The sequence below is a fragment of the Neptunicoccus cionae genome, assembly GCF_014643735.1.
Lineage (GTDB): Bacteria > Pseudomonadota > Alphaproteobacteria > Rhodobacterales > Rhodobacteraceae > Amylibacter > Amylibacter cionae.
This window is the reverse complement of sequence record NZ_BMKA01000002.1, coordinates 811,682-837,296: the sequence shown is the minus strand read 5'-3', so window position 1 is coordinate 837,296 and position 25,615 is coordinate 811,682. Positions and strand designations below refer to the sequence as shown.

Below are 25,615 nucleotides of genomic sequence, written 5' to 3'. Positions count from 1 at the left end.
CCTATTTCTGCGGCTTCTCAACCGGATCAAAACCCGGCGTTAAAAGGGGCCGCAGCAAGGCCATCGGGTGGGCGCGCAGGGTCAACCGCATCGACACATAGTCTTCTACCACATTTTCCCCCTCGCTCATTTCTGGCAGGGTAACAGGCAACTCCTCCAGCCCCTCCCCGTCGAGTTCCTGTGCAAACAAGGGCAGGGGCGCTGCACCTTTAACCGCCTTTGCATGCCACAAAGCCTCCCGCCGGTTGTCGCCCAAAGCGGCGAAAGCATCGGCCTCTGCTAAAACCTCCAGCACATGGGGCGGAGTACCCGCGCGGCGCCAGACATCTTCCACTTCGGTATAGCCGTTGCCCCGCGCCGAACAGATCCACGTGGCCTCTTCCTCGCGCATTTTACGGATCTGGCGAAACCCGAGCCGCAAAGCAAGCCCACCGCGCCCGTCCGGTTCCATCACATTGTCCCAATAACTGGCGTTGATGCAGATGGGGCGCACGATCACACCATGTTCGCGCGCATCCCGCACAATCTGGGCCGGGGCATAAAACCCCATCGGCTGGCTGTTCAAAAGGGCACAGGCGAAAATTCCGGGGTGGTGACATTTCAACCAAGCGCTGGCATAGACCAAAAGGGCAAAACTGGCCGCATGGCTTTCGGGAAACCCGTAAGACCCAAAGCCTTCGATCTGGCCGAAACACCGCGCGGCGAAGTCTTCATCATAGCCGTTTTTCGCCATACCCGAGAGGAAAAGATCACGAAATTCAGAGACATTGCCGTGTTTCTTGAAGGTGGCGAGTGAGCGGCGCAGACGGTCCGCCTGTTCGGGCGTGAACCCTGCGCCAATGATCGCAATCTGCATCGCCTGCTCTTGAAACAGCGGCACACCAAGGGTCTTGCCCAGCACTTCGCCCAAAGCATCGGACGGAAAAGACACCTCTTCCAACCCCTGACGGCGGCGGATGAAAGGATGCACCATATCCCCTTGGATCGGACCGGGCCGGATGATCGCCACTTCGATCACCAGATCATAAAACGTGCGAGGCCGCATCCGTGGCAGAAAGTTCATCTGCGCGCGGCTTTCCACCTGAAACACCCCCAGACTGTCCGCCTCGCACAGCATGTCATAGACTTTCGGATCCTCGGGCGGCAGGCTCGCTAACGTGTACTCTGTGCCGTGGTGGTTCTCGATCAGATCAAACGCCTTACGGATGCAGGTCAGCATCCCCAGCGACAGCACGTCCACCTTCAGAATACCCAGCGCGTCGATGTCATCCTTGTCCCAGCAAATGACCGTGCGCCCTTCCATCGCGGCATTTTCGATCGGAACCAGCGCGTCAAGTGCGCCTTCGGTGATGACGAAACCGCCCACATGCTGGGACAGGTGACGGGGGAAACCGATGATCTGATCCACCAGATCAAGGGTCTGTTTCAGGCGCGGTTCGTTCGGGTCCAGCCCCAGTTCGCGCAACTGCTGTTCGGGCAACCCGCCACCACCCCAGCCCCAAAGCTGGGAGGACAATGCCGAAATCGTATCGCCTGACAGCCCCATCGCGCGGCCCACCTCTCGGATCGCCCGTTTTCCACGGTAGTGCACCACCGTGGCGCAAAGCCCCGCGCGGTGTCGGCCATAGCGTTCATAGATATACTGGATCACCTCCTCGCGGCGTTCATGTTCGAAGTCCACGTCGATATCGGGCGGCTCGTCCCGCGCTTCGGAAACAAATCGCTCAAACACCATCGTCCCCACTTCCGGCGAAACAGAGGTCACGCCCAAGGCAAAACAAGCCACGGAATTTGCCGCCGAACCGCGCCCCTGACACAGAATATTGCGAGAGCGGGCGAAATCCACCAGATCATGCACAGTCAGGAAATAGGGCGCATAGCCGAGCTTGCCGATCAGGGTCAGCTCGTGCGTTAACATCCGCGACACCCGTTCGGGCACACCTTCGGGATAACGCCATTTCAACCCTTCGCGTGACAACCGTTCCAAACGCGCTTGCGGCGCTTCTCCGACGGAAATTTCCGAAGGGTATTCGTATTTCAACTCATCCAGAGAAAACCGGCAACGATCTGCAATTTCGCCACTGCGGTGGACCGCATCTTCATGACCTTCAAACAACCGCAACATCGCTGCTTCATCGCGCATGTGCCGTTCGGCATTGGACAGTGCTTTATCGCCAATATCATCAATGCGCAGGCTTTCACGGATGCAGGTCAACACATCGCTGAGCCTGCGGCGCGACCCGCGATGCATCACCGGCGTGGCCGATGCAACGGTTTGCAAGCCGAGCCATCGGGCCTGTTTTGCCACAGCGTTAAACCGCACGCTGTCCTGCCCGTCATAACACGGCGCCATCAGCACAGAGACCGCCGTGCCAAAGCGCCGGATCAACTGTTGCGCCCGCGCCTGCCAACCCTGCGCACCGCGGGGATAGATCGTGCTGACCGGTAAAAGCAGGAATTCCAGCCCCTCTCCCTGTTCCAGAATATCCTCAAACTGTAGCAGGCATTCCCCCTTGCCCGCCCGCTGTTTTGCCTGTGTCAGCATCTGGCACAGCCGCCCCCAAGCGGTCCTGTCCCGTGGCAGCGCCACCATCGAAAACCCGTCAACCGTTTCCAGCCGTGTTGCAGGCAACAGGCGCGGCACGATGGCCTGTTCCCCTGTTTCGCGCAGCTTGCGGGCGATCTCGCGCAGTTCCACATGGGCGCGCACGATCCCTGCAACCGAGTTTACATCTGTTACGGCCATTGCTGGCATGGCAAATTCAAACGCCTGACGTGCGTATTCCTCGGCATGGGAGCCGCCACCCAGAAAGGTGAAATTAGAGGTGTTGCACAGTTCGACAAAGGCCATGCCGTAATTGTATTCACGTTTTGTTCTTTTTGCGAGTCCCCTCGAAAACCCTGAACACAGTTTTTGCGGCGGTGCCGGATTTGGATATTTGAACCAAGAAGAGGCTCTTTACGGTTTCTTTACCAAGAAGTGGCACAGTAGCCGTGCGGTACAGCCTGGGAAGGCGATGACCGTCCAAGAAGAGGGCGCCCTGCAAGGTTCTATCAGGGCGCCTGATTGCTCTTTTTGGGGAAAATATCCAAAAATCACCCTGTCAGCGCGTTTCCATCTTCTGCAAATCGGACCCGGTGCATTTTCCTTGCTTCAGGCAGGATTGCAGCAACTCTATCCGGTCCTTCGTCGGCAGGGTCAGGCTGCCATCGGGGCAGGCCTGCATGTCAAGTATCAAACCGTCAGCCGCGCGGCGCAGGAACATCAGTTGTTCCTGATCGGGGGAGGCTGGTAGTCCACCGCACCAATGGGCGAGACAGTGGGTCTGGATTGTCATGCTGCGGCTGGTTTGTGCGCCAAAACCGTCCAACCCCATGAAACGCCCCGAAAGTTCCGCTGCCATTTTTCGGGGGCGGCCTTCCACATAGGGCGGTTGTTTGTCAGTGGGCCGGACTTTCCCCAAGGCGATCACATAGGTGTCGTCAGAGGCTTGAAAACGGTTGAAGGCCTCGGCCAGATTGGGGCGCATACAGCTAAGTGCCTGAACCTCGGCCCCAAAGAACAGGCCTGCAATCGTTATGAACAACAGGCCCGCTCGTTTCATTTTGCTTGGTCCGCGAACTCCCGGATCACCCGCTCGTAAGTGTCCCGTTTGAAGGGAATGATCTTGTCCAGCAGGTCTTCGGGTTTCAGCCAGCACCATTCGCGGAATTCCGGTTCTTTGGTGGCGATGTTGACGACTGTGTCTTCGCCGGTAAACCGCAGCAGGAACCATTTTTGTTTCTGACCGCGAAACCGGCCTTTCCACAGTTTTGGCACCAGCGCATGGGGCAGGTCGTAGGGAATCCAGTCTTCGGTTTCGGCCACGACCTCTACTGCGCTGGCGGGGATGCCGGTTTCTTCTTCCAGCTCCCGCAGGGCGGCGGTGCGGGGGGATTCGTCCTTTTCCACCCCGCCTTGCGGCATTTGCCAAGCGTCCTTGAAGTTGTCGAGCCGTTGGCCGGCAAAGACATGGCCATCCTTGTTGACGACCATCAGGCCGACACAAGGGCGATAGGGCAGGTCTGCGATGGCTTCTGGGGTCATTCGCCGTCATTCTCCAGAACAGACAGGCCTTTCAGCACATCCAGAGCGTACGCCAGTTGCGAATCATTATTGCGCAGCTCGGCCGCTTTTTCCGCTGCAAGCCGTTCGTCTTCCAGCTGTTTTTTTTGATCATCGGTCAGGCTGTCGTTGGTCAATGATCCCCGCAGGTCTGCTTCGAACCGCTGCTGGCGGGCATCTTCTTCGGCGGCAACTTCAATCTGCGGGCGCTGTTCGACGATGATGTCCGGAGATACCCCCAGTGCCTGAATAGAACGGCCCGAAGGTGTATAATACCGCGCGGTTGTCAAACGCATTGCGCCGTCCCCTTGCAGCGGCATGATGGTCTGAACAGAGCCCTTACCAAAGGAACGTGTCCCGATCACCACAGCGCGGTGATGGTCTTGCAACGCGCCTGCAACGATTTCCGAAGCGGAAGCGGAACCGCCGTTGATCAGTACCACGATGGGTTTCCCCTGCGCCAGATCGCCAGGTTGGGCGTTGATCCGGTCACTGTCTTGCGGATTGCGGCCGCGCGTCGATACGATCTCGCCTTTTTCAAGGAAGGCGTCGCTGACCAGAATAGCCTGATTGAGCAAGCCACCCGGATTGTTGCGCAGGTCGATGACAAAACCGCTGACGTTGTCGATCCCGCCAAGTTCCGCGACTTTTTCGTTCAGGCCGGCTTCGAGGTTGGCAAAGGTCTGGTCCGAGAAGGTCGTAACCCGCAAGACAACGCTATCCCCTTCGATCCTTGCGCGAGAGGCTTTAACTTTGATGGTGTCCCGCACGATGGTTACGTCGAAAGGTTCTTCGCTGCCTTCGCGTACGATGGTGATGACGATCTCGCTGCCAATCGGTCCGCGCATCAGGTCAACTGCGTCGTCGAGCGTCATGCCAAGAGTGCTTTCGCCGTCCACTTGGGTGATGAAATCACCGGCTTCCACGCCTGCTTCATCGGCTGGGGTGTCGTCAATCGGGCTGACCACTTTGACGAAACCGTTTTCCTGCGTAACCTCAATTCCAAGACCGCCGAATTCGCCTCGTGTCTGCACCTGCATTGCATCGAAATCTTCGGGCGGCAGGTAAGAAGAATGGGGATCAAGCGATGTCAGCATACCGTTGATCGCTGAGCGGATCAGTTCCTGTTCGTCGACTTCCTCAACATAGGCAGAGCGGATACGTTCGAAAATGTCACCGAACAGGTCAAGCTGTTCGTAGGTAGATTTCGTGCGCGCGGCCTCTTGTGCAATCAGCGGTCCGGTCAGTTGCGCCGTCAGGACAATCCCTGCCAGAGTTCCGCCTACTGCGGCCAGTGCAAGTTTCTTCATAAAATCTATCCTACCTGTCATTGATGGCAAACCAGACGCTGGGGTCCACCGGTTTGCCGTTATGTCTTAGCTCCATATAGAGCGTTTCTTGCGCGGTTGCACCAGTACCATCAGAGGCTTCGACCAGAAACTCCTGCGTGGCAGCCTGACTTCCGCCGAGCAACCCCACCGGGGCGCCCTGATCTACGATCTGTCCGGTCTCACCGTACACCTGTTCCATGCCTGCGATCACCAGAAGATAGCCAGACTGGGGCTCCAGAATGATCACGTTTCCGTAATCCAGAAAAGTGCCTGAATAACGGATGGTTGCGGCTACCGGCGCTGTCACCAGCGCAAGCGGACGCGCCGCGATTACAAGGCCGGGGCGCTTCAAACCCGCCGCGTCCACCTCGTTAAAGCCGCGCAGCTGTGTGCCTTCCACGGGCAGACGCAGGGTGCCGCGCATCCGGTCAAACGGGATCGTCGCGGCTGCATCGGTTTCAGGTGGAAGGACGCCGATGCTTTGCGCAAAAAGCTCCAGAGAGGTGGCGCTATCGGCGAGTATTTGAGTTTTGATCGGATCATCGGACATGCGCGTGGGCAGATCGGTACGATCCGAGATCGCTTGGCTAAGCGCGACACGGGCCTCTTGAACGCCAGCCAGTCCCAGCCGCAGTTTTTCCTCTGCGTTGGTTTGCAGCGTGCGCAATTCCTGTAGCTCTTCCAGCTGGGCACGCAGTTCTTCGGCCTGTCTTTGCAGCGCAGGTGTCACCTCGGACATCATCATGCCAGACCGTGCAGTGCCAACAGGACCGGTGGGATGGATCAGCAGCATCGGTGTGCTTGCCCGTTCCAGCGTTTGCAAAATCCCCAACAACCGGCTGAGCTGGTCGCGGCGGTTCTCAAACTCCAGCCGGATCACCCGTTCGCGGATTGTGGCACCGCGCAGCCCGTCACGCATGGCGCTTAGCCCCGCTTCATAGGCCCGTACGGTTTCGCTCAGGGCTTTGACGCGGTCCTTAGCGCTTTGGGCTTTGGCAAGATCTTCGGTTGCAGCGCTCAGGGCTTCGGACGCAAGTTGCGCCTTCATCACAGGATCACCCTGCGCCAGTGCCGCACCACAGCCAAGCATGGCAGCGAATACCGCCGCGAAAATTCCGCGCCCTGCTCTCATGCGTCTAGCAAACTCTTACCTGTCATTTCAGGCGGCTGATCCAGCCCCATCAGCGACAACAGCGTCGGGGCGAGATCGGCCAACCGACCGTTCGCCCGCAGCTTTGCGCTTTTCGGGCCGCCGATCAAGGCCACAGGCACGGGATTTGTGGTGTGGGCGGTATGGGGCCCACCGGTTTCGGGATCAATCATGGTTTCGCAATTTCCGTGATCCGCACAAAGGATCATCGCGCCGCCTGCGTTTTCCAATGCGTCAAGCACCTGACCCAGACCAGCATCCACCGCAGCACAAGCGGCAGTTGCCGCTTCAACGCTGCCGGTATGACCAACCATATCGGGGTTGGCGTAATTCACCACAATCAGGTGGTATTTCCCCGAATTGATCGCCCCGACCAGATTTTCTGTCACTTCCGCCGAGGACATCTCGGGCTGCATATCATAGGTGGCAACATTAGGGCTGGCAGCAATGTAGCGGTCCTCGCCTTCTTCGGGGACTTCCACGCCGCCGTTCAGGAAGAAGGTCACATGGGGGTATTTTTCGGTCTCTGCGATGCGGAACTGTTGCAGCCCTTTTTGTGCCACCCAAGCGCCAAGCGTGTTTACGATGTCCTCTTCAGGGAAGATGCAGTCCACATAGGCACTGTGAGATTTAGAGTATTCGGTAAAGCCGCTAACCAGCGCGAGCTCGGGGCGGGTGCCGGTGTCAAACCCGTCAAAACCGGGCTGGGCAATCGCCGCAAGGATTTCGCGGGCGCGGTCAGCGCGAAAGTTCAGGCAGACCAGAACGTCGCCGTCTTTCATGCCCGAATAAGACCCGATAACAGCGGGTTTGAAGAACTCGTCGGTGATGTCATCGGCGTAATTCTGTGCGATCACCTCTGCGGCGCTGGCGAACGGTGCGCCGGTGCCGTTTACCATCGCTTGATAGGCCAGTTCCACACGGTCCCAGCGGTTATCACGATCCAACGCGTAGTACCGGCCCGAAACAGTCGCAATCGTTGCGCTTTTAGGTAGGGTGGCTTGTAAGGTGTTGAGGTATTTCTCGGCGGATTGCGGGGCCACGTCGCGTCCATCCGTGAACAGGTGCAGGGCTGTCTTGCGGCCAGCTTTGTCCATAATATCGGCCATCGCGATCATATGGTTCAGGTGACTGTGCACACCACCGTCCGACAGCACACCGCACAGATGCACGATGCCGTTGCCCATAGTCATGATGCGTTCCACAGCCGGTTGTTCGGCCAGTTCGCCCCGTTTGATGATACCGTTAATCTTGGCCAGATCCATTTCCACCACGCGACCGGCACCGATGTTCATATGCCCCACTTCGGAGTTGCCCATCTGCCCTTCCGGCAGGCCAACATCGGGACCGAATGTGGTCAGCGTGTCATTCGGGCAGTCCCGCAAGATGCGATCAAAGTTCGGCGTATCCGCCAGCGCGACGGCGTTGCCTTCGGTTTCGGGGCGCAATCCCCAGCCGTCCAGAATACAAAGTACAACGGGTTTGATCGGGGACATCTGCTTACCTCTGGTCGGTTATTGCCTTGGGGTGCAGATAGCGATGATCGCCTTGGTTGGCAAGTTTTCGCAAGGAGGTAAGGTTGATTCGGCGGATCAGGCCCGATGGTAGGGCGCGTTCCCCATGATAGAGGCCGCGCGGTAAAGCTGTTCGCTCAACATCACGCGCACCAGCATATGGGGCCAGACCATTTTGCCAAAAGACAGCGCAAAATCCGCTTCTGCCCGCAAATCTGGGGCCAGCCCGTCTGCACCACCGATCAGAATCGCCAGATCTTGCGTTCCGGTGTCCCGCCATTGGCCAAGCTTGTCGGAAAAATCTACAGAGCTGATGACTTTGCCGCGTTCGTCCATAATCATGGTTAACGCGCCTTTGGGGATAGCTTTGCGCAGCAGTTCTGCTTCGGCGGCCATACCCGCGTTTTTTTTATCTTCGACTTCAATAACAGAAACAGGGCCGAGCCCTAAGGCACGACCCGATTTGTTAAAACGATCAAGATAGTCGGAAATCAGCGTCAGTTCGGGCCCTTTGCGCAAGCGCCCGACAGCAATGATATGCAGCCGCATCAATGGCTTATTCCGCGTCTTCCGCCACGGTCTGCCACATTTTCTCCAGCTGGTAGAACTCGCGCACTTCGGGGCGGAACAGGTGGACAATCACGTCCCCTGCGTCAATCAGAACCCAGTCTCCGGCGCTCTTGCCTTCGATCCGCGCGCTGATGCCTTTGTTTTGCTTCAGACGTTCCGACAGTTTTTCAGCCATAGCCACAACCTGACGGGTTGACCGGCCAGAGGCCACAACCATGTGATCGGCAACGGAAGATTTTCCGGCCAGATCCAGTGTCACGATGTCTTCGGCCTTGTCGCCTTGCAGCGAGTTTAGAACCAGGTCCAGCATCGACATTGCTGGAATGTTTTCTTCTTTTTCGGCCGCTTGGGGCCCAACACGTTCAACCAGAACGATGTCCTCCGAATATACGCCACTCTTTCTCGGGCGCCGAGATATCCCAAGGGTATCAGAGCGACCGAGCAGTCTCAAGCGAGAACAGATAGCGTGATTTTAGCTGCGGACCAGTTTTTCGTACTCTTCCGAGATGCTGCGGGTCAATTCGCCCACCTCGAAGGTGTGCTCACCGATCTGGCCCACGGGTGTAACTTCTGCCGCGGTGCCGGTCAGCCAGCATTGCTCAAACCCGTCAAGCTCTTCTGGCATGATGTGACGTTCCACAACTTCGATGCCGCGATCTTTCAGCATTCCGATCACGGTTTGACGGGTCAGACCATTCAGGAAGCAATCAGGCTTGGGTGTATGAACCACGCCGTCTTTGACGAAAAAGATGTTCGCGCCGGTGGCTTCTGCAACATAGCCGCGGTGGTCGTACATCATCGCGTCCGAGCAGCCTTTGGCCTCGGCTTCGTGTTTGGCCATGGTGCAGATCATGTATAGACCGGCTGCCTTGGCAAAGCAGGGGATGGTTTCGGGAGACGGGCGTTTCCAGCGGGAAATATCCAACTTGGCGCCAACCATTTTGGCATCCCCGTAATAGGCACCCCATTCCCAAACCGCGATGGCCATGCGCACTGGGTTCTTGGCAGAGGCAACGCCCATGTCATCGCCCGAACCGCGCCAGCAAACCGCCCGCACATAGGCGTTTTTCAGGCCGCTTGCTTCCAGTGTTTCGTACTTGGCTGCTTCGATCTCGTCCACAGTGTAGGGGATCGGGATGTCCAGTTCGTTACCGGAAAACAGAAGCCGTTCGGAGTGTTCGCGGCTTTTGAAGATCTTCCCGTTATACGCCCGCTCGCCTTCGAAAACCGAGGAAGCGTAGTGCAGTGCGTGGGTCAGAATATGGACATTTGCCTCCCGCCATGGGACAAGTTTTCCGTCCAGCCAAATAGAGCCATCACGATCATCATAAGCACCGGCCATTGTATTTCCTCCACCAGAAGCTGTGTAATTTGCGAAAATTTCGTTTCCGCGCACAAATAAGACATAAAATTACGCCAAAGTCGAAATTTGCTATCATTTGATTCTTGGAAAGTCAACAAGACTGACATAAATTGCCGGGTAGCAGTAAAAATTTGTGATCGGATGAAATATCTACCATGCAGGATCGTTTGCAACCCGGCGGGGAAAACCTGCTTTTTTTAACCGATGACCAGCTTTTGCAGGGCATTGAGCTGTTGTTCTTCGCCTATCGCGGCTTCATTTCTGATCCGGATCGTATTCTGGAAAATTACACCTATGGCCGCGCCCATCATCGCGCGATTCACTTTATTCATCGTCGCCCCGGTACGACAGTGAATGCTTTGCTGGATATCCTCGGGGTCACAAAACAGTCCCTGAACCGCGTATTGCGCCAGTTGATTGATGACGGTCTGGTCGAAAGCAAGGTCGGCGTGCGCGACCGGCGGGAGCGGCATTTGCATCTGACACCGGCGGGACAAGCGCTGGAATCCGATTTGTCCTCCACCCAGCGTAAACGCCTGCGCGCTGCCTATAAAGAGGCCGGACCGGATGCGGTGCATGGATTTCGCCAAGTTCTCGAAAATATTATGGACCCGTCTATGCGTCAGCATGTTAAGAAGTTGGTAAAGGACTGATTTTGTATGAACGAACCCCTGTCTGACGCCCACATTCTGATCGTTGATGATGATGAACGTATTCGCACGCTGTTGCAGAAATTCCTGTCGCGCAACGGGTATTGGGTGACAGCGGCACGGGATGCCGCCCACGCTCGCCGCTTGCTGGCCGGACTGGATTTTGACCTCATCGTGCTGGATGTCATGATGCCGGGGGAAGACGGGCTGACCCTGACCCGCAGCCTGCGCGAAACCCTGTCAACGCCGATCCTATTACTGACGGCCAAAGGGGAATCAAACGAGCGGATTATGGGGCTAGAAGCAGGCGCGGATGATTATCTCACCAAACCGTTCGAGCCCAAGGAACTGGTGCTTAGGATCAACGCAATTCTGCGCCGTGTGCCGGTTGAACAAGCCGTAGTGGAGGCACCAAAGTCCCTACAACTGGGGCCGGTGCGTTACGATGTGACCCGCGGAGAGCTATGGGAGGGAGAGACCCTCATCCGCCTGACCGCCACAGAAAGCACTTTGATGCGGATATTTTCCGCCAGTCCCCATTCCCCCATCAGCCGCAGCAAACTGGTCGAAGATTTGGGGCGCGACAGTGACCAATCACAGGAACGGGCCGTGGATGTGCAAATCACCCGCCTGCGCCGCAAGATTGAAGCCGACCCCAAATCGCCCCGCTATCTGCAAACTGTGCGCGGCGCGGGCTATATGCTGGCACCGGATTAAGCATACCGCTTAAAACCATTCCGAAAGCATCGCCGGGGCTGTGTGGTCTCGACTTTGGAGGGTGGATATGATTTGCAGGCGCTGGCTGCATCCGTTGCAGCCGATTTTGGCGTTTTGATGGAGCAGACCGAATGGCGGATACACCGATTTCCGAAATGAACTTTGAAACCGCTATGGCGGAGCTGGAAAAAGTCGTGGGACAGTTGGAAAGCAGTCAGGTGGCACTGGAAGAAAGCATCAAGCTGTATGATCGCGGGGCAGAGTTGAAAAAACACTGCGCGGTGAAGTTGAAAGAGGCGGAAGAGAAAATCGCCCAAATCACGCTTGGTGCGGATGGAAATCCCGCCGGTTTGAAACCTTTCGAGGGTTAATTTCCCGTGGAGAATTTCGAACACAGACTGGCCCGCATCGCGGCGACCACGGAACAGGCGCTGCGCGATCTGCTGCCCCCTGTCGCTGGCAATCCCATTGCAGCCCCGATGCACCACGCCGCCCTGAATGGGGGCAAGCGACTGCGGGCCTATCTTGCCATTGAATCCGCTGCGCTGTTTGGTCTGGATGCTGTGAACACAGCGGCGGCGATCGAAGCCATGCACGCCTATTCGCTGGTGCATGACGATTTGCCCTGCATGGACGATGACGACCTGCGCCGTGGCAAACCGACCGTCCATGTGAAGTGGGATGAAGCCACTGCGGTTCTGGCGGGTGATGCCCTGCAAACGCTGGCTTTTGAAATCCTCGCTGATCCCCTGACCTCTGCCAATGCATCGGTGCGGATCAAACTGGTGGCCGATCTGGCGCGTGCGTCTGGTGCAAACGGTATGGTGTTGGGGCAGGTGCAGGACATCGCCGCCGAAACCGCAACGACGCCGTTCACGCTGGATCAGATCACGGAATTGCAGGCCAATAAAACCGGCGCTTTGATCGAATGGTCCGCCTGTTCCGGTGCAACGCTGGCAGAAGAAGACGCTGGCCCGCTTGCAACATATTCTGCCGCGCTGGGCCGTGCCTTTCAGATACAGGACGATGTGCTTGATGTTGTCGGGGATGCCGAACTGGCCGGAAAGCGTTTGCAAAAGGACGCGGAAGCAGGGAAAGCCACCTTTGTTTCCATCCTCGGACTTGAAGCCGCACAACAGCAGGCCAGTTCACTGATAGAGCAAGCCTGCGATGCGCTTTCGCTTTACGGATCGCGCGCAGACCCCCTGCGACAGGTGGCGCAATTCGTCATCAACCGCAATTTGTGATAAAACCGTGCCAGAAGGAAAACCTTGTGAGCGATAGACCAAACACTCCCCTGCTGGATCAGGTAAACGCCCCCGAAGACCTGAAGCGGTTTTCCGATACAGAACTGCGTCAGGTGGCGGATGAGCTGCGGGCCGAGACGATTTCCGCTGTGTCCGAAACCGGTGGGCATCTTGGCGCTGGGCTGGGCGTGGTAGAGCTGACGACCGCCATTCACGCGGTTTTTGATACGCCAAAGGACCGTCTGATCTGGGATGTCAGCCACCAGTGCTACCCCCATAAAATCCTGACAGGACGGCGGGATCGTATCCGCACGCTGCGACAGGAAAACGGTCTATCCGGTTTCACCAAACGCAGCGAAAGTGCCTTTGATCCTTTTGGCGCGGCCCATAGTTCTACCTCTATTTCTGCCGCGCTTGGCTTTGCAGTGGCGCGTGATCTGGGCGGTGCGCCGGAACACGGGCTTGGCGATGCAATTGCGGTGATCGGGGACGGGGCCATGTCCGCTGGCATGGCGTATGAGGCGATGAACAACGCGGGCCATTTGAAAAAACGTCTGATCGTTATTCTGAACGACAACGAAATGTCCATCGCCCCGCCTGTGGGTGCGATGTCGTCCTATCTGTCGAAACTTTATGCAGGTGAACCGTTTCAGGAATTCAAATCCGCCGCCAAAAGCGCGATTTCCCTGTTGCCCGAACCGTTTCAGGACGGGGCGAAACGGGCCAAGGATATGGTCAAACATATGACGGTTGGCGGCACCCTGTTTGAACAGCTCGGCTTTTCCTATGTGGGGCCGATTGACGGGCACGATATGGAACAGCTTCTGGCGGTTTTGCGCACTGTAAAGCAGCGCGCCACGGGGCCGATGCTGATCCATGTTCTGACTGAAAAGGGCAAGGGATACGCGCCAGCAGAAGAGTCTTCGGATAAATATCACGGTGTCGCCAAGTTCGACGTGATCAGCGGTAAACAAAAGAAAACCCCTTCAAATGCACCAAGTTACACGTCGGTCTTCGCGCAAAGCCTGATTGCAGAGGCGGAAAAAGACAACAAGGTAGTGGCCGTGACTGCGGCGATGCCGGACGGAACGGGGCTCGACAAATTCGCCGCCCGTTTCGGTACACGCTGCTTTGATGTGGGTATTGCCGAACAACATGCCGTCACCTTCTGCGCCGGTATGGCGGCAGGTGGGCTAAAGCCGTTTTGCGCGCTCTATTCCACCTTCCTGCAACGGGGGTATGATCAAGTGGTTCATGATGTGGCGATCCAGCGTTTGCCTGTCCGTTTCGCCATTGACCGCGCCGGACTGGTCGGTGCCGATGGGGCCACCCATGCGGGCAGCTTTGACATCGGATTTCTGGCGAACCTGCCGGATTTTGTCGTGATGGCCGCCGCGGATGAGGCCGAGCTGGTCCATATGGTCGCCACCGCCGCCAGCATCAATGATCGCCCCAGCGCCTTCCGCTTCCCGCGTGGCGAAGGGGTTGGCGTGGACCTGCCAGAGGTCGGCGTACCGCTGGAAATCGGCAAGGGACGGACGATACAGGAAGGCAGCCGCGTAGCGCTATTGTCCTTTGGCACGCGCTTGCAGGAATGCGAACAAGCGGCGATTTCACTGGCGCGTAAGGGGATTACCCCGACCATCGCAGACGCCCGTTTCGCCAAGCCGCTGGACGAAGACCTGATCCGTGAACTTGCTGCCAACCATGAAGCGCTGATCACCATCGAAGAAGGCGCTGTGGGTGGTTTCGGGTCCCATGTGGCGCAATTCCTGGCGGAAGAGGGCGTGTTTGATACGGGGTTGAAGTTCCGGTCTATAGTGCTGCCAGACACGTTTATCGACCAAAGCAGCCCTGCCAAAATGTATGAAACCGCAGGCATGAATGCGCCCCAGATTGAGGCGAAGGTTCTGGATGTACTGGGAATTTCACAGATCAACAAAGCCCGCGCCTGACGCGGGCTTTGTGCCTGACTATTTTTCCAGCCGCGCCAGTCTCGCGCTGATCTCGTCCAGACGGGCCAACATCTCATCACGGTAAGCCCCGGTTGCCTCAGCGTCCTCCGCAAGATGGGCGTCCTGCATGGAGTTCACAATTAGACCCACCAGCAGGTTCACCACTGCGAAGGTTGTGACCATGATGAAGGGCACAAAGAACGCCCACGCGTAAGGGAAAACCTCCATCACCGGACGCACGATGCCCATGGACCAGCTTTCCAGCGTCATAATCTGGAACAGCGAATAGGCAGACCGCCCGAGGGTGCCAAACCAGTCGGGAAAGGTCGCGCCAAACAGCTTTGTCGCCATGACGGAGCCGATGTAAAAGATGATTGTCATCAACAAAAAGACCGAGGCCATCCCCGGCAGAGCAGAGACAAATCCTTCGACCACACGGCGCAGGCTGGGCGCGAAGGAGATGACCCGCAAGACCCTTAAAATCCGCAGTGCCCGTAAGACGGACAACCCGCCGCTGCCCGGTGCAAGCGACACGCCAACCACAAGAAAATCGAATATATTCCAAGGCTTCAGGAAGAAGCGCCATCCATAGGCGACCATCTTGACGACAAGTTCGACCACAAAAATGGCAAGGCAAATGCCGTCAATCACACCCAGCATACCGCCGGACATGTCCCGCGCAGTTTCAGAGGTGTCCAGCCCCAGCACAATCGCGTTCACCACGATTACGGCCAGCACGAAGTTCCGTACCAGCGGGGATTCCACCCATTGTGTCAGTCTGGCGCGAAAATCGCCTTTTGTTTCAGGCTGCATAGTAGTCTTCATGGCGGATTTATAGGGGCTCTGAGGTATGAAAAACAGTATTAACGACGGGAGAAATGCGCGACCAATTCGCAGTGACCGGACCAAAGAAACTGATCCACAACCTGCACCCATTCAAGGGAGAAACCACCATCCAGCAGCGTGCGTGCATCGCGGGCAAAGGTGGCAGGGTTGCAGGACACAAAGGCAATTTTGGTCACGCCGCTATCTGCGATGTGGCGGGTTTGCTCCTTAGCACCAGCGCGGGGCGGGTCCATCACCACGGCGTCATAGGCTTTGAATTCGTCGGACAACAGCGGATTGCGGAACAGATCCCGTTGGACCGTGCGCAATTTCTTCAGCCCTATCGCTTGACGCCAGCCCCGATCCATTGCGTCCAGCATCGGCTGGCTTGATTCAATCGCAACTACCTCGGCGGTACGGGCCAGCGGCAACGAAAACGTTCCGCAACCGGCGAACAGATCAAGCACGGATTTGCTTTTGCCAACAATTTCGGAAATCGAATCCCACAAAGCCGCTTCACCGTGGGCGGTGGCTTGCAGAAAGGCACCATTGGGCGGGGTCACAAATGCGCCGCCGAACTCTTGTTGTGCGGGCTGACGTTCCAGAACAATCTCGCCATTCCAGAACACACGGGCAAATCCGCTGTCATGGGCGATTTTCACCACATCCTGCATGATGCCGGTGTCCATCGGTTTCGCCTCGGTCAGGTCTACGTCCAAGCCACCAAGGCTGGTCGAAACGGACAGCCGGACAGAGCCTTTACGGGTTGCAGCAAGTTGCACCAGCGACTTCAGTCCGTTGAAACCGTTCAGAATTTCCGGATCGAGCAAAGTACAAGTTTCAATCGCCACCAGTTGATCAGAGCTTCTGGCATGAAAGCCGAGCATCGCGCCGGACTTCGTCCGCTTGCCGGTAAACACGGCCCGTCGCCGCGAATTGGGCGGGCTGGTAACCGTCTCACGGAAGGTGGCTTCGATCCCTTGCCGTTTCAGCGCTGTATCCACAATCCCGCGCTTCCAATCTGCCAGAAAATCGCCGCGAATATGCTGGGTCGCGCATCCACCACAGGTTTTGAAGTGGCGACAGGGCGCTTTGACGCGGATCGGTGCGGGGTCCAGAATGCGCACATTTTCCAGCCGATCACCAACCAGTTCGCCACTGACCGTTTCGCCGGGCGCGGTGTAAGCTGCAAAAATCTCGGTCCCGTCAAGGGTACCAACGCCATCGCCTTGGCTGCCCAATGTCTCGATTGTAAGTTCTGTCATTCCGTTGCCTTATAGAAAAACACTGCACGCCGAAAGAGATCTGTGATCCGTGGCGTCAGGATAGCCCGTTCAATAGGTCAGCTTTGGAGCGTGTGAAACCGGATTCGATCCACGTATTCTCCAATTCGCGCAGTTTATCGCCAAGCGCCTTGCCTTCAAACCCTTGCAGGTCTTTTGCGGCCACCGGAAAACGGGCCTCCGCCCCTTGATCGACCTGCGAAAGGATGCTCGGATCGATTGGCACACCAAGGCTCGCCGCTTGAACCAGCGCCAGATCCAGCCCTGTATCCCGTCCGAAACGATAGGCGGCGATTTTTGGGGAGAGTGCTTGTTCGTTGGCCTGACGATACTGACGGATACGCGCTGCATCCGCATTACTAAGGCGGAGCGCGTTTTTCAGACCCTCGCCCCCAAGAACCAGCAAGCGGCGCAGCCAGTCCGCAGCCAGACCAAGCTGCTGTTCGAGATGCACGAGTGGGGCAAAGCTGCGGGTGCTCGCCCCCGACAGGATGCGCCCCAGAACGCCGGTTTGCTCCATCGCGGAGAGCGCCATTTCCGGTGTTTCGGCCCTCAACAGCTTGCGCATCTCTGCGCCGATCCGCTCTTTTGATAGCTTATCCAACCCATCTAGATTTTCGCTGATCGCGGCCAGTGCCTCGGGATCGAGACCGGCAGACTGATCGCCATACCAAGCAAAAAAGCGGAAATATCGCAGGATACGGAGGTAGTCTTCCTTGATGCGGCGGTCCGCATCCTCAATAAAACGCAACCGGCGCGCGATAAGATCGGGGAGGCCATTCAGCGGGTCAACGATCGCTCCGTCGGCCCCGACGTAAAGCGCGTTCATGGTGAAATCCCGCCGTCGCGCATCGTCTGCAATATCGGTGGAAAAGGCGACCACAGCACGGCGGCCGAAGGTCTCCACGTCCTTGCGAAAACTGGTCACTTCAAAGCTGTGGTTGTCGATCAGAACAGTGATCGTACCGTGTTCGATCCCTGTAGGAACGGTCCGGAACCCTTTGTTTTTCATAATGGTTTGGACATCTTCGGGCAGTGCAGAGGTCGCCACATCCAAATCCGAAACCGGCGCATCCAGCAGGGCGTTGCGCACGCATCCCCCCACAAAATAAGCTTGAAAACCCCGTTCAGTCAGCGCGCCTAGCAATGCTTGGGATGCGCTGTCTCGCAGCCAGTCAGCCGTGATTTGCATGACCATCCCGCCCGACGGTTTCCGCCAGCAACCGCAGCATCCGAGCGGTCGCGCCCCAGATGTAATAGGGGCCATAGGGCACCACAAAATATCGCCGCGGTTTGCCCATCCAGACACGTCCCTCAATGAAGTAGTTCGCAGGGTTGAGAACATGTTCCAAGGGCACCTGAAACACTTCTTCCACTTCGCCCGGATCACCGAGAGAGGCGAAATCGGTTGAGATTTCCGCCACAACGGGGTGCACTTCAAATCCGGTAACAGTCTTATGGCAGGGCAACCGCCCGATCAGACGCGCGTGTTTGCGGCGAAGGCCGATTTCTTCAAAAGCCTCGCGCAGGGCGGCATCCTCAACCGAATTGTCGCTGGTTTCGACCTTGCCGCCGGGAAAGGAGACCTGCCCGGGGTGATGCTTAAGGTGCGCAGCCCTTTTGGTGAGTACCAGTTTCGGGCCGTCCGCCGCTGAAATAATCGGCACAAGAACCGCGGCGGGGCGAAATTTCCACGACGGATCTGCACCGTCCTGATTCAGATCGAAATCGGACGACCCGTCCTGCAGACGAGGACCTGCAAGTGCGGTTTCAACCCGCGCCAGCATATCCTCGTGATCCCGTTGATCCCCTTCAAGTGGCATCCGGTGCGTCTTTCCCCAATGTCTCGGGCGGCAGTTCGTAATGGGCGCCGCAGAATTGGCAGTCCGCCGTAACCATGCCATTGTCGGCCGTCATTTTCTGAATGTCTTTCGCAGAATAGATCGACATGGTTTGGCGCACTTTGTCCTCACCACAGGTGCAGCCGAACTCGACCGGCTGCGCAGGGAAAACGCGCGGGGTTTCTTCGTGAAACAGACGGCGCAACAGTTGTTGCTGGCCGACATGGGGCCCGATCAGTTCCATTTCTTCCACGGAATCCAACAGAATCGACGCACGGTTCCAGTTTTCCTCGTTGTCGTATGAGGCCGCTTCATCCTGTTCTGGGCTGTTCGGCTGGTCTGTTTCGACCTGCAATTCTTCTGACGGTTTCGCAAAAGGCGATGCTTTGGGCATATGTTGCAACATTACGCCGCCCGCGCGCCAAGCCGGACCGTCAGATTGACCGATTTCTTGTGCTGCCGCGGTTACGAAACGGGTGGGCAGTTGTTCGGAATGGGCAAAATAATTCTCCGCACAAGCCGACAGCGACCCTCCGGTCAGGGGGGTGATTCCCTGGTAAGGCTGGGTGCCTTTGCCCTGATCGATCAGGATCGCAAACATACCCTTGCCAAGCAGGTCAAATGGGGCAAGTGAGCTCGCCTCGATTGCATCGGCATCAAAGCTTGCGTACGCGCGAATTCTGGCAGGTTCGGCCTCGCTCTTGGGGGCGAAATAGTCGGTCGCAATGATGCGCAATGGGCCATCGCCGCGAATTTGGATGGAAAGTTTCCACCGCAAATCAATGGTCTGACCGATGAGCGCGGTCAAAAGCGCAGCTTCCGCAACCTGACCGGACACGACTGCGGGATAATCGTGCTGGCGCAAGATTTGATCGAGCGTAGAGTCGAGCCGGGCCACACGACCGCGAACATCGGCGCGATCCAGTTGGAAAGGCAGGATGATGTCATCCCAGCGTTTAGTGTCTTTTTCAGTGTGCATGGTTCTTATCCTTGTTACTGCGTGGAAATAGTGTTGTTTTCGGATAAGTGCAAATGCAGTGCCCCTGCGGGGACGTAAATTCTTTGAGGGAACAGGTATGAGACGCTTCGGTGAACCGAAACGGAACGGGGTAGCCTATACCCAGCGGGCAGGCGCTTATGGCATTATCGCGCACGGGCGCGATCTGATGTTAACGCTGCAAAATGCAGAGCTTCCGGAAATCCAATTGCCGGGCGGTGGCATTGATCCCGGCGAAACACCCCTCCAAGCGCTGCACCGCGAGGTTTACGAAGAAACCGGCTACCATATCACCACCCCGCGCCGTATCGGGGCTTATCAGCGATATACTTACATGCCGGAATACCGGCTTTGGGCGCGCAAAGTCTGCCACATCTATATTTGCGCTTCAGCGCTACGCATCGGCCGTCCAACCGAACCGGATCATGAAGTTCTTTGGGCGAGCCCGCGAGAGGCTGTCGAAATGCTGAGCAACAGCGGCGACCGGTCTTTCGTTCAGCGTGTCTGCAGAGTGAAACCGTCAACGGTTTAATTAGGTATGAGCAAGTCTCCTTTCGTTCGGCATGGAAACTGGCAGTGTCCCATAGTTTTTAAATTCAAACATTATTGCGGACAAATCATCCCCGAACGGCCTTCCCTGTGCGAACTGCGTAAGTTCCCATGTCAAATCCGAGAGGAACTCCGCCCCAGTGCTTGCTGAATTGGCTTCGATGATCCGTAGCAAGTTGGTATCGTCGAAAAGGTCACCGTCGAAATTCTGGCATTCTGTTAACCCATCGGAATATAACAACAAACGATCACCCGGAAAGATCGTGAAAGTGACTGTTTCGTATTTCATGTCAGGCATCAAACCAATTGGCGGACCGCCTTGCCCCAAGAATCCGGCGCCTTGCGAATTTCTGGAAATAATTGGATGAGGATGTCCCGCCTGAACCATTTCGACCACGCCGGAGGTTAAGTCGACGTCAGCGAAAACCATCGTAAAATACAGCTCCGTGGCAAGCTCCTCAATCATTAGCTGATTAAGTGACGCTGCTATGTCAGCGGGCGCACGTTGCCGGTATATCCCATCACCAATATGATCAAACGCGACATTCTGTTCGCGATTGTGCCCGCTGAGATACCCGGCCAATCGAGCCGTAAGCAGGGCCGATGAAACCCCGTGTCCAGACACGTCTATCGAATACAGGCCCAAGCGCGTGTCTGTGAAATTGAAAAAACCGACAAGATCCCCGCCCACATGGCTGCTGGGCTGGAAAAGTACTGACATATCCCCGTAACGACCCTTTCTAAAAGGGGGAGGGAGCAATGATTTTTGAAGTTTTTCAGCCTCTATTAGATCTTTGTTAATCTCTTCATAAAGGATCTGGAGTTCATCAAGTGTATTCGCGAGTGTTGCATTTTGCGCGGTCAGGGCTTTCTCCATATCCAGCACACGTTCACCAGCGCGAATTCGCGCCTTCAGTTCGGCAGTGTCCACTGGTTTTGATAAGAAATCATCGGCCCCGATATGCAACCCCTCAGCAACATCATTTTTTTCGTTTTTGGACGTCAGGAGAATGAAATACCCGTAGGTATTTCGTTCCATTTGACGAAACTGTTTGCAAAACTCCAAACCATCCATTTCCGGCATCATCCAATCACTTAGCACCAGATCGATAGGCTCGCGCGTGCAGATTTCTAGCGCTTTAACACCGCTAGAGGCCTCAAGAACCCGGTACCCCCACTTCTGAAGATTGAGAGTAACAATCTTTCGTTGCAAGTTGCTGTCATCCACGACGAGAACGCGCAGAGGTTTGTCCCGGGCCGGGTCCAGCAGGCCCGATTGGATATCATGTGTGATTTCAGTATTTTCCACGTTGAGACCTTTGAATGATCAAGACTCAGAATCGCGGGAAACCTTTAATAAATCGTCTACACGCGCCAATTTATTTCACGATTGGGATTAACCTAAAATTCAGATTTTCCGGTTTTCATTGCATCAGGGCGCCAATCTAGCACGGGAAACGCATAGGCATGATCAATTGGGCACAGCTAAAGCAGTTGGAAGAAGACCTTGGGCCGGGCGACACCGCCGATGTTATCTCGTTGTTTCTTACAGAAGTCGAAGAGGCAATTCAGGAATTGTATGCCATACCGCCGGATGATGGCCCGAAGATTGCCGCCACGCTTCATTTTCTGAAGGGATGTGCGTCGAATCTAGGGTTTGAGGCCTTTGCCGATAATTGTGCGCGCGGGGAAAAGCAGGCTGAGAACGGTCAAGTTGCTGATGTATCTGTCGCAGTTGTAGATCAAATTTACAGAGGTTCTAAGTTGCTGTTATTAAAAGAGTTTACAGCCAATCTTTCGGCAGAATGCTGATCCAATGTATAACACCCTTTTGATCCGTATCCTTATGATGACTACCTTCAGCTCAGGAAATCTTTTACGATGGATAGAAACTCTTTCGGCTTTTCGGCGTGCAGCCAGTGACCGGCTTGTGGGACTGTTGCTAATGTTAACTGGGAAAACTTATTTTCCAACGCAAGCTGTCCGTCGACATCGACATAATCCGAGTCTCCGCCCTTTATGGCTAAAGTGGGTTTGTCAAAGCAAAAGTCGACGTCTGGAAATCCCACAATTTTTGGCATATCTGCGTCCAGAACTTCATTGTTTAAAAGCCACCGCGCCCGTCCGTCGTGAAATTCCAAACTTTGGGAAAAGAAGGCGGCAAGGGCGGGATCCCCCGTTTTTTGATGTAACCACGATTGCGCCTCGGAGCGTCTGGTGATTTCCTCCAGCGGCAGTGCCTGCATTATGGAAATATTATTGGACTGATTATGCGCATAAGTCACCGGCGCAATGTCTGCCACTATAAGCCGTTCGATCATTTCCGGCGCCGTAGCGGCGAGCATCATGGCAGCCTTGCCACCCATGGAATGCCCCAAAACGGTTGCGTGTCCGCCTATCGTGTCGATAGTTTCGCTTAGATCTGCCGCCAGATCGTCGTAACTGTTAGAGTCACTCCAACCGCTATGGCCATGATTGCGTAGATCGACTGACACGACCCATCGGTCTCGGGCCAGGTTCCGCGCGAGACTGTGCCAGTTGCGTGCCGATCCAAATAGGCCGTGAACGATAACGAGGGGTATGCCGGTTTCTTCACCGAAACTGTAAGAATTCAATATCATTGCTGAGAGGTTCCGGTAATTTTAGAGCGAAGGGCGTATGTGGCGCCTATGGTGCGGACACTATGTCCCCTTGTCGAGAGTTAAAAAACCAAATAGACGCGAGAAAAATTTACGGTTTTTAGGAGAAGGCTCGATGGCGGCACCGAAAAAAGTAGTTCTGGCTTATTCTGGCGGGCTGGACACTTCGATCATTTTGAAATGGTTGCAAACCGAATATGATTGTGAAGTTGTGACTTTTACAGCAGATTTGGGGCAGGGTGAAGAACTTGACCCAGCGCGCAAAAAAGCGGAACTGCTGGGGATTAAGCCGGAAAACATTTTTATCGAAGATGTGCGTGAAGAATTTGTCCGCGATTTCGTTTTCCCCATGTTCCGCGCTAACGCTGTTTACGAGGGGCTGTACCTGCTTGGGACGTCTATCGCGCGGCCCCTGATTTCCAAGCGGCTTGTGGAGATTGCCAAGGAAACCGGTGCGGATGCCGTGGCGCACGGTGCGACGGGTAAAGGCAATGATCAAGTGCGTTTCGAGCTTTCCGCTTATGCGCTTGACCCCGAAATCAAGGTGATTGCGCCTTGGCGGGAATGGGACCTCTCCAGTAGGACCAAATTGCTGGCATTCGCTGAAGAAAACCAGATTCCGATTGCCAAGGACAAGCGGGGCGAAGCGCCGTTTTCAGTGGATGCAAACCTGCTACACACGTCTTCGGAGGGCAAGGTTCTGGAAGATCCGGCTCAAGAAGCGCCAGATTACGTCTATCAACGCACCGTTAACCCTGAGGACGCGCCTGAAACGCCGGAATTTATCGAGATTACCTATAGCAAAGGTGATCCGGTTGCATTGAACGGCGAAGAAAAAACGCCAGCTGAAATGCTGACTGCTTTGAATGAATTGGGTGGCAAGCACGGGATTGGTCGGCTTGATCTTGTGGAAGGTCGCTATGTCGGTATGAAATCCCGTGGCGTTTACGAAACGCCGGGCGGGACAATCATGCTGGAAGCCCACCGTGGGATTGAATCGATAACGCTTGATCGGGGGGCAGCCCATCTGAAAGATGAGCTGATGCCAAAATATGCAGAGCTGATCTATAACGGGTATTGGTACAGCCCGGAGCGGGAGATGTTGCAGGCTTTGATCGATCAGAGCCAGACCCATGTGAACGGCGTTGTGCGGGTTAAACTGTACAAGGGATCCGTAAACACGGTCGCACGTTGGTCCGATGATAGCCTGTATTCCGAGCAGCACGTGACGTTCGAAGACGATGCGGGTGCCTATGATCAGGCGGACGCGGCTGGATTTATCAAAATAAACGCCCTGCGTTTGAAACTGCTTGCGGCACGTAACAACCGCTAAAGTCCTATGAGAAAAATGCCGGAGCATCCAATTCCGGCATTTTTCTTTACAGCCGCGCCCTGGTTTTTAGGACTTCAGTTTCAGCGGCGCGATCCGGTCATAGATTTCCTGCGCCTGTTCCAGAACGTGTTTCAAGTGTTCAGAAACATCCGGCAACGGTCCCTCTGCCCCGGCGAACCCTGTGCTGTTCCAGACCGCGCCGTACCAATGAGGCGCCCAAACCCCATCTTGAGGATTGCCGCCTTTCGGCCATGACAGCATCTTGGGGTCAAACGGAATGCTGAGATTCTGACAAAGAAGTCGGAGCATTGTTTCAGGGGCTTCCCGAATGTCGGCGCTGTCTATGACAATCGGCGCACGCCCGTCGACTTCGCACACCAGATCAATCAGCTCTGCTTGCTGGCGAAAGCCAATATCGTCCAGTGTGGGGTTGCCCCGTTTTTTGTCGTAAGAGGCTAAAACCCGCGCTGGGTCGCGAATCAGGAATACGTTGGTCATTCGTTTGACCCAGGAGCGATCCACCCCATCAATCATGTGTTGAGTCATGTGCTTTTGATAGAAGACTGATTTGCCTAGAGGGCCGGCTCCGGTGCAGGCATTGATTACGGCATCTGGGTCCCGTTCCCCTGCGGCCTGAATTTCGGCCCCCATCGGGTGGTCAAGACCGGTTGCTTTCAAATAGGCGGCGTAGAAAGGTTCGTCCCAGACCTCTGTGTCGGGGCGTTGCGCGAAAGAATACATCATCGCTGTTGAAAGATTGCGGGGGCCGGACCACATGGCAATTTTTAGCGGTTTATCTTTGGAAGTCACATTTATCACCGAGTTGTTAATTGTAAGTGAACGTGTGAATTCGCAGTAACAATAAACCTTGATTAGCGAAAGAATTGTTCTCCTGTGCTCCGTACCAAAGATAATCTTCGTCTGTTCGCCCTGACAATCCTAATGGGAATTGCACCTTTGAAGCCTGCCTTGGCTGAGGATGCGATTTTTGCAGGGGGGTGTTTTTGGTGCGTAGAGTCCGATTTTGAAGCGCTCCCCGGTGTACTGGATGCGCAAACGGGCTTTATTGGCGGGTCGGCGGCTAAGGCGAATTACAAAACCGTATCTAAGGGCGGGACCGGTCATTACGAGGCAGTTTTGATCCGCTTTGATCCGGCGAAGATCAGCTATGCCAGCTTGTTGCACAAATTCTGGCGCTCGGTCGATCCGACGGATGCCGGTGGACAGTTTTGCGATCGTGGCGACAGTTATCGTACCGCGGTCTTTCCGGTGAGTGCTAGGCAGGAAAAAACCGCGCGCGTTTCAAAAGCAAAGGCCGAAGCTGCGCTTGGCCAACGGATTGTAACCCCGATCCTGAAAGCGGCGGCTTTTTATCCAGCTGAGGCCTACCATCAGGATTATTACAAAAGTTCGAAGAAAGCCTTAACGCGGTACGGGTTGATCACCCGCAAAGACGCCTACAAAAGATACCGCGATGCCTGCGGGCGGGACCAGCGCATCCGCGCCTTATGGGGCGCATCGGCGCATAGCCTGCCAAACGGATGAT

26 protein-coding genes are annotated in these 25,615 nt (G+C 55.9%); 9 read left to right on the top strand and 17 right to left on the bottom strand.

Annotated features, from left to right (window positions below; translation table 11 throughout):
* Position 1: 1 nt before the first annotated feature.
* The 9 genes from IEX10_RS09275 to IEX10_RS09235 all read right to left on the bottom strand — a co-directional run bounded on the left by IEX10_RS09275 (position 2) and on the right by IEX10_RS09235 (position 10,012).
* A complete protein-coding gene (locus tag IEX10_RS09275; RefSeq protein WP_188673747.1) occupies positions 2–2,851 on the bottom strand; it encodes an error-prone DNA polymerase in 2,850 nt (949 codons plus the stop codon).
* A gap of 253 nt (positions 2,852–3,104) precedes the next feature.
* Positions 3,105–3,605: a hypothetical protein gene (locus IEX10_RS09270; RefSeq protein WP_188673744.1), complete on the bottom strand. Its 501-nt coding sequence runs from the start codon at positions 3,603–3,605 to the stop codon at positions 3,105–3,107.
* A complete protein-coding gene (locus IEX10_RS09265; protein WP_188673741.1) occupies positions 3,602–4,087 on the bottom strand; it encodes an RNA pyrophosphohydrolase in 486 nt (161 codons plus the stop codon). The genes IEX10_RS09270 and IEX10_RS09265 overlap by 4 nt, the downstream gene beginning before the upstream one ends.
* Positions 4,084–5,415: a S41 family peptidase gene (locus IEX10_RS09260; protein WP_188673738.1), complete on the bottom strand. Its 1,332-nt coding sequence runs from the start codon at positions 5,413–5,415 to the stop codon at positions 4,084–4,086. Before IEX10_RS09260 ends, IEX10_RS09265 begins: the two co-directional genes overlap by 4 nt.
* A gap of 10 nt (positions 5,416–5,425) precedes the next feature.
* Positions 5,426–6,568 carry a murein hydrolase activator EnvC family protein gene (locus tag IEX10_RS09255; protein ID WP_188673735.1) on the bottom strand — a complete coding sequence of 381 codons (1,143 nt, stop codon included), beginning with the start codon at positions 6,566–6,568 and terminating at the stop codon, positions 5,426–5,428.
* Positions 6,565–8,082: a 2,3-bisphosphoglycerate-independent phosphoglycerate mutase gene (gene gpmI, locus IEX10_RS09250; RefSeq protein WP_188673732.1), complete on the bottom strand. Its 1,518-nt coding sequence runs from the start codon at positions 8,080–8,082 to the stop codon at positions 6,565–6,567. Before gpmI ends, IEX10_RS09255 begins: the two co-directional genes overlap by 4 nt.
* Positions 8,083–8,178: 96 nt before the next feature.
* Positions 8,179–8,649: a 23S rRNA (pseudouridine(1915)-N(3))-methyltransferase RlmH gene (rlmH, locus tag IEX10_RS09245; protein ID WP_188673729.1), complete on the bottom strand. Its 471-nt coding sequence runs from the start codon at positions 8,647–8,649 to the stop codon at positions 8,179–8,181.
* 7 nt (positions 8,650–8,656) lie between these two features.
* Entirely contained in the window at positions 8,657–8,986 is a 330-nt protein-coding gene (gene rsfS / locus IEX10_RS09240; protein WP_188673726.1) for a ribosome silencing factor, read from the bottom strand.
* Positions 8,987–9,142: 156 nt separating this feature from the next.
* Complete coding sequence (locus IEX10_RS09235; protein ID WP_188673723.1) at positions 9,143–10,012, bottom strand: branched-chain amino acid aminotransferase; 870 nt, start codon at positions 10,010–10,012, stop codon at positions 9,143–9,145.
* A 176-nt stretch (positions 10,013–10,188) separates the two neighbouring features.
* On the opposite strand from IEX10_RS09235, the gene IEX10_RS09230 reads away from it, so the two are divergent.
* From IEX10_RS09230 to dxs, 5 genes are all read left to right on the top strand, one after another.
* Positions 10,189–10,686, top strand: coding sequence for a MarR family winged helix-turn-helix transcriptional regulator (locus IEX10_RS09230; protein WP_188673720.1), 498 nt, complete (start codon positions 10,189–10,191; stop codon positions 10,684–10,686).
* Between the two features lie 6 nt (positions 10,687–10,692).
* Positions 10,693–11,400: a response regulator gene (locus tag IEX10_RS09225; RefSeq protein ID WP_188673717.1), complete on the top strand. Its 708-nt coding sequence runs from the start codon at positions 10,693–10,695 to the stop codon at positions 11,398–11,400.
* Positions 11,401–11,531: 131 nt separating this feature from the next.
* Positions 11,532–11,771, top strand: coding sequence for an exodeoxyribonuclease VII small subunit (locus tag IEX10_RS09220; protein ID WP_188673714.1), 240 nt, complete (start codon positions 11,532–11,534; stop codon positions 11,769–11,771).
* A 6-nt stretch (positions 11,772–11,777) separates the two neighbouring features.
* On the top strand, positions 11,778–12,647 hold the full coding sequence (locus IEX10_RS09215) for a polyprenyl synthetase family protein (RefSeq protein WP_373287460.1): 870 nt from the start codon (positions 11,778–11,780) through the stop codon (positions 12,645–12,647).
* 26 nt (positions 12,648–12,673) lie between these two features.
* Entirely contained in the window at positions 12,674–14,602 is a 1,929-nt protein-coding gene (gene dxs / locus IEX10_RS09210) for a 1-deoxy-D-xylulose-5-phosphate synthase (protein WP_188673711.1), read from the top strand.
* Positions 14,603–14,620: 18 nt separating this feature from the next.
* On the opposite strand, the gene IEX10_RS09205 is transcribed toward dxs, so the two are convergent.
* Genes IEX10_RS09205 through hslO form a run of 5 tightly spaced genes read right to left on the bottom strand, consistent with a single transcriptional unit; the run spans position 14,621 to position 19,530 of the window.
* Positions 14,621–15,415 carry an ion transporter gene (locus IEX10_RS09205; protein WP_188673708.1) on the bottom strand — a complete coding sequence of 265 codons (795 nt, stop codon included), beginning with the start codon at positions 15,413–15,415 and terminating at the stop codon, positions 14,621–14,623.
* A gap of 50 nt (positions 15,416–15,465) precedes the next feature.
* The gene (locus IEX10_RS09200) at positions 15,466–16,692 is read right to left on the bottom strand and encodes a class I SAM-dependent RNA methyltransferase (protein WP_188673705.1); all 1,227 of its coding nucleotides are present in this window, start codon (positions 16,690–16,692) and stop codon (positions 15,466–15,468) included.
* Positions 16,693–16,747: 55 nt separating this feature from the next.
* The gene (locus tag IEX10_RS09195) at positions 16,748–17,902 is read right to left on the bottom strand and encodes a CCA tRNA nucleotidyltransferase (RefSeq protein ID WP_188673702.1); all 1,155 of its coding nucleotides are present in this window, start codon (positions 17,900–17,902) and stop codon (positions 16,748–16,750) included.
* Complete coding sequence (locus tag IEX10_RS09190) at positions 17,886–18,533, bottom strand: CoA pyrophosphatase (protein ID WP_229678490.1); 648 nt, start codon at positions 18,531–18,533, stop codon at positions 17,886–17,888. Before IEX10_RS09190 ends, IEX10_RS09195 begins: the two co-directional genes overlap by 17 nt.
* A complete protein-coding gene (gene hslO / locus IEX10_RS09185) occupies positions 18,523–19,530 on the bottom strand; it encodes an Hsp33 family molecular chaperone HslO (protein ID WP_188673699.1) in 1,008 nt (335 codons plus the stop codon). Before hslO ends, IEX10_RS09190 begins: the two co-directional genes overlap by 11 nt.
* 97 nt (positions 19,531–19,627) lie before the next feature.
* Between hslO and IEX10_RS09180 the strand changes: the two genes are divergently transcribed.
* A complete protein-coding gene (locus tag IEX10_RS09180; protein ID WP_188673696.1) occupies positions 19,628–20,080 on the top strand; it encodes an NUDIX hydrolase in 453 nt (150 codons plus the stop codon).
* Here IEX10_RS09180 and IEX10_RS09175 read toward each other — a convergent pair whose 3' ends face one another.
* The gene (locus IEX10_RS09175) at positions 20,081–21,406 is read right to left on the bottom strand and encodes a PP2C family protein-serine/threonine phosphatase (protein WP_229678489.1); all 1,326 of its coding nucleotides are present in this window, start codon (positions 21,404–21,406) and stop codon (positions 20,081–20,083) included.
* Between the two features lie 158 nt (positions 21,407–21,564).
* Here IEX10_RS09175 and IEX10_RS09170 point away from each other — a divergent pair, with 158 nt between their 5' ends.
* Positions 21,565–21,909: an Hpt domain-containing protein gene (locus IEX10_RS09170; protein ID WP_188673693.1), complete on the top strand. Its 345-nt coding sequence runs from the start codon at positions 21,565–21,567 to the stop codon at positions 21,907–21,909.
* A 47-nt stretch (positions 21,910–21,956) separates the two neighbouring features.
* Here the strand turns inward: IEX10_RS09170 and IEX10_RS09165 are convergent, their stop codons facing one another.
* The gene (locus IEX10_RS09165; RefSeq protein ID WP_229678488.1) at positions 21,957–22,718 is read right to left on the bottom strand and encodes an alpha/beta fold hydrolase; all 762 of its coding nucleotides are present in this window, start codon (positions 22,716–22,718) and stop codon (positions 21,957–21,959) included.
* 133 nt (positions 22,719–22,851) lie between these two features.
* On the opposite strand from IEX10_RS09165, the gene IEX10_RS09160 reads away from it, so the two are divergent.
* Positions 22,852–24,069 carry an argininosuccinate synthase gene (locus tag IEX10_RS09160; protein ID WP_188673691.1) on the top strand — a complete coding sequence of 406 codons (1,218 nt, stop codon included), beginning with the start codon at positions 22,852–22,854 and terminating at the stop codon, positions 24,067–24,069.
* A gap of 66 nt (positions 24,070–24,135) precedes the next feature.
* Here the strand turns inward: IEX10_RS09160 and IEX10_RS09155 are convergent, their stop codons facing one another.
* The gene (locus IEX10_RS09155; RefSeq protein ID WP_188674699.1) at positions 24,136–24,846 is read right to left on the bottom strand and encodes a sulfotransferase-like domain-containing protein; all 711 of its coding nucleotides are present in this window, start codon (positions 24,844–24,846) and stop codon (positions 24,136–24,138) included.
* A gap of 165 nt (positions 24,847–25,011) precedes the next feature.
* On the opposite strand from IEX10_RS09155, the gene msrA reads away from it, so the two are divergent.
* On the top strand, positions 25,012–25,614 hold the full coding sequence (gene msrA / locus IEX10_RS09150; protein WP_188674697.1) for a peptide-methionine (S)-S-oxide reductase MsrA: 603 nt from the start codon (positions 25,012–25,014) through the stop codon (positions 25,612–25,614).
* Position 25,615: the final 1 nt, after the last annotated feature.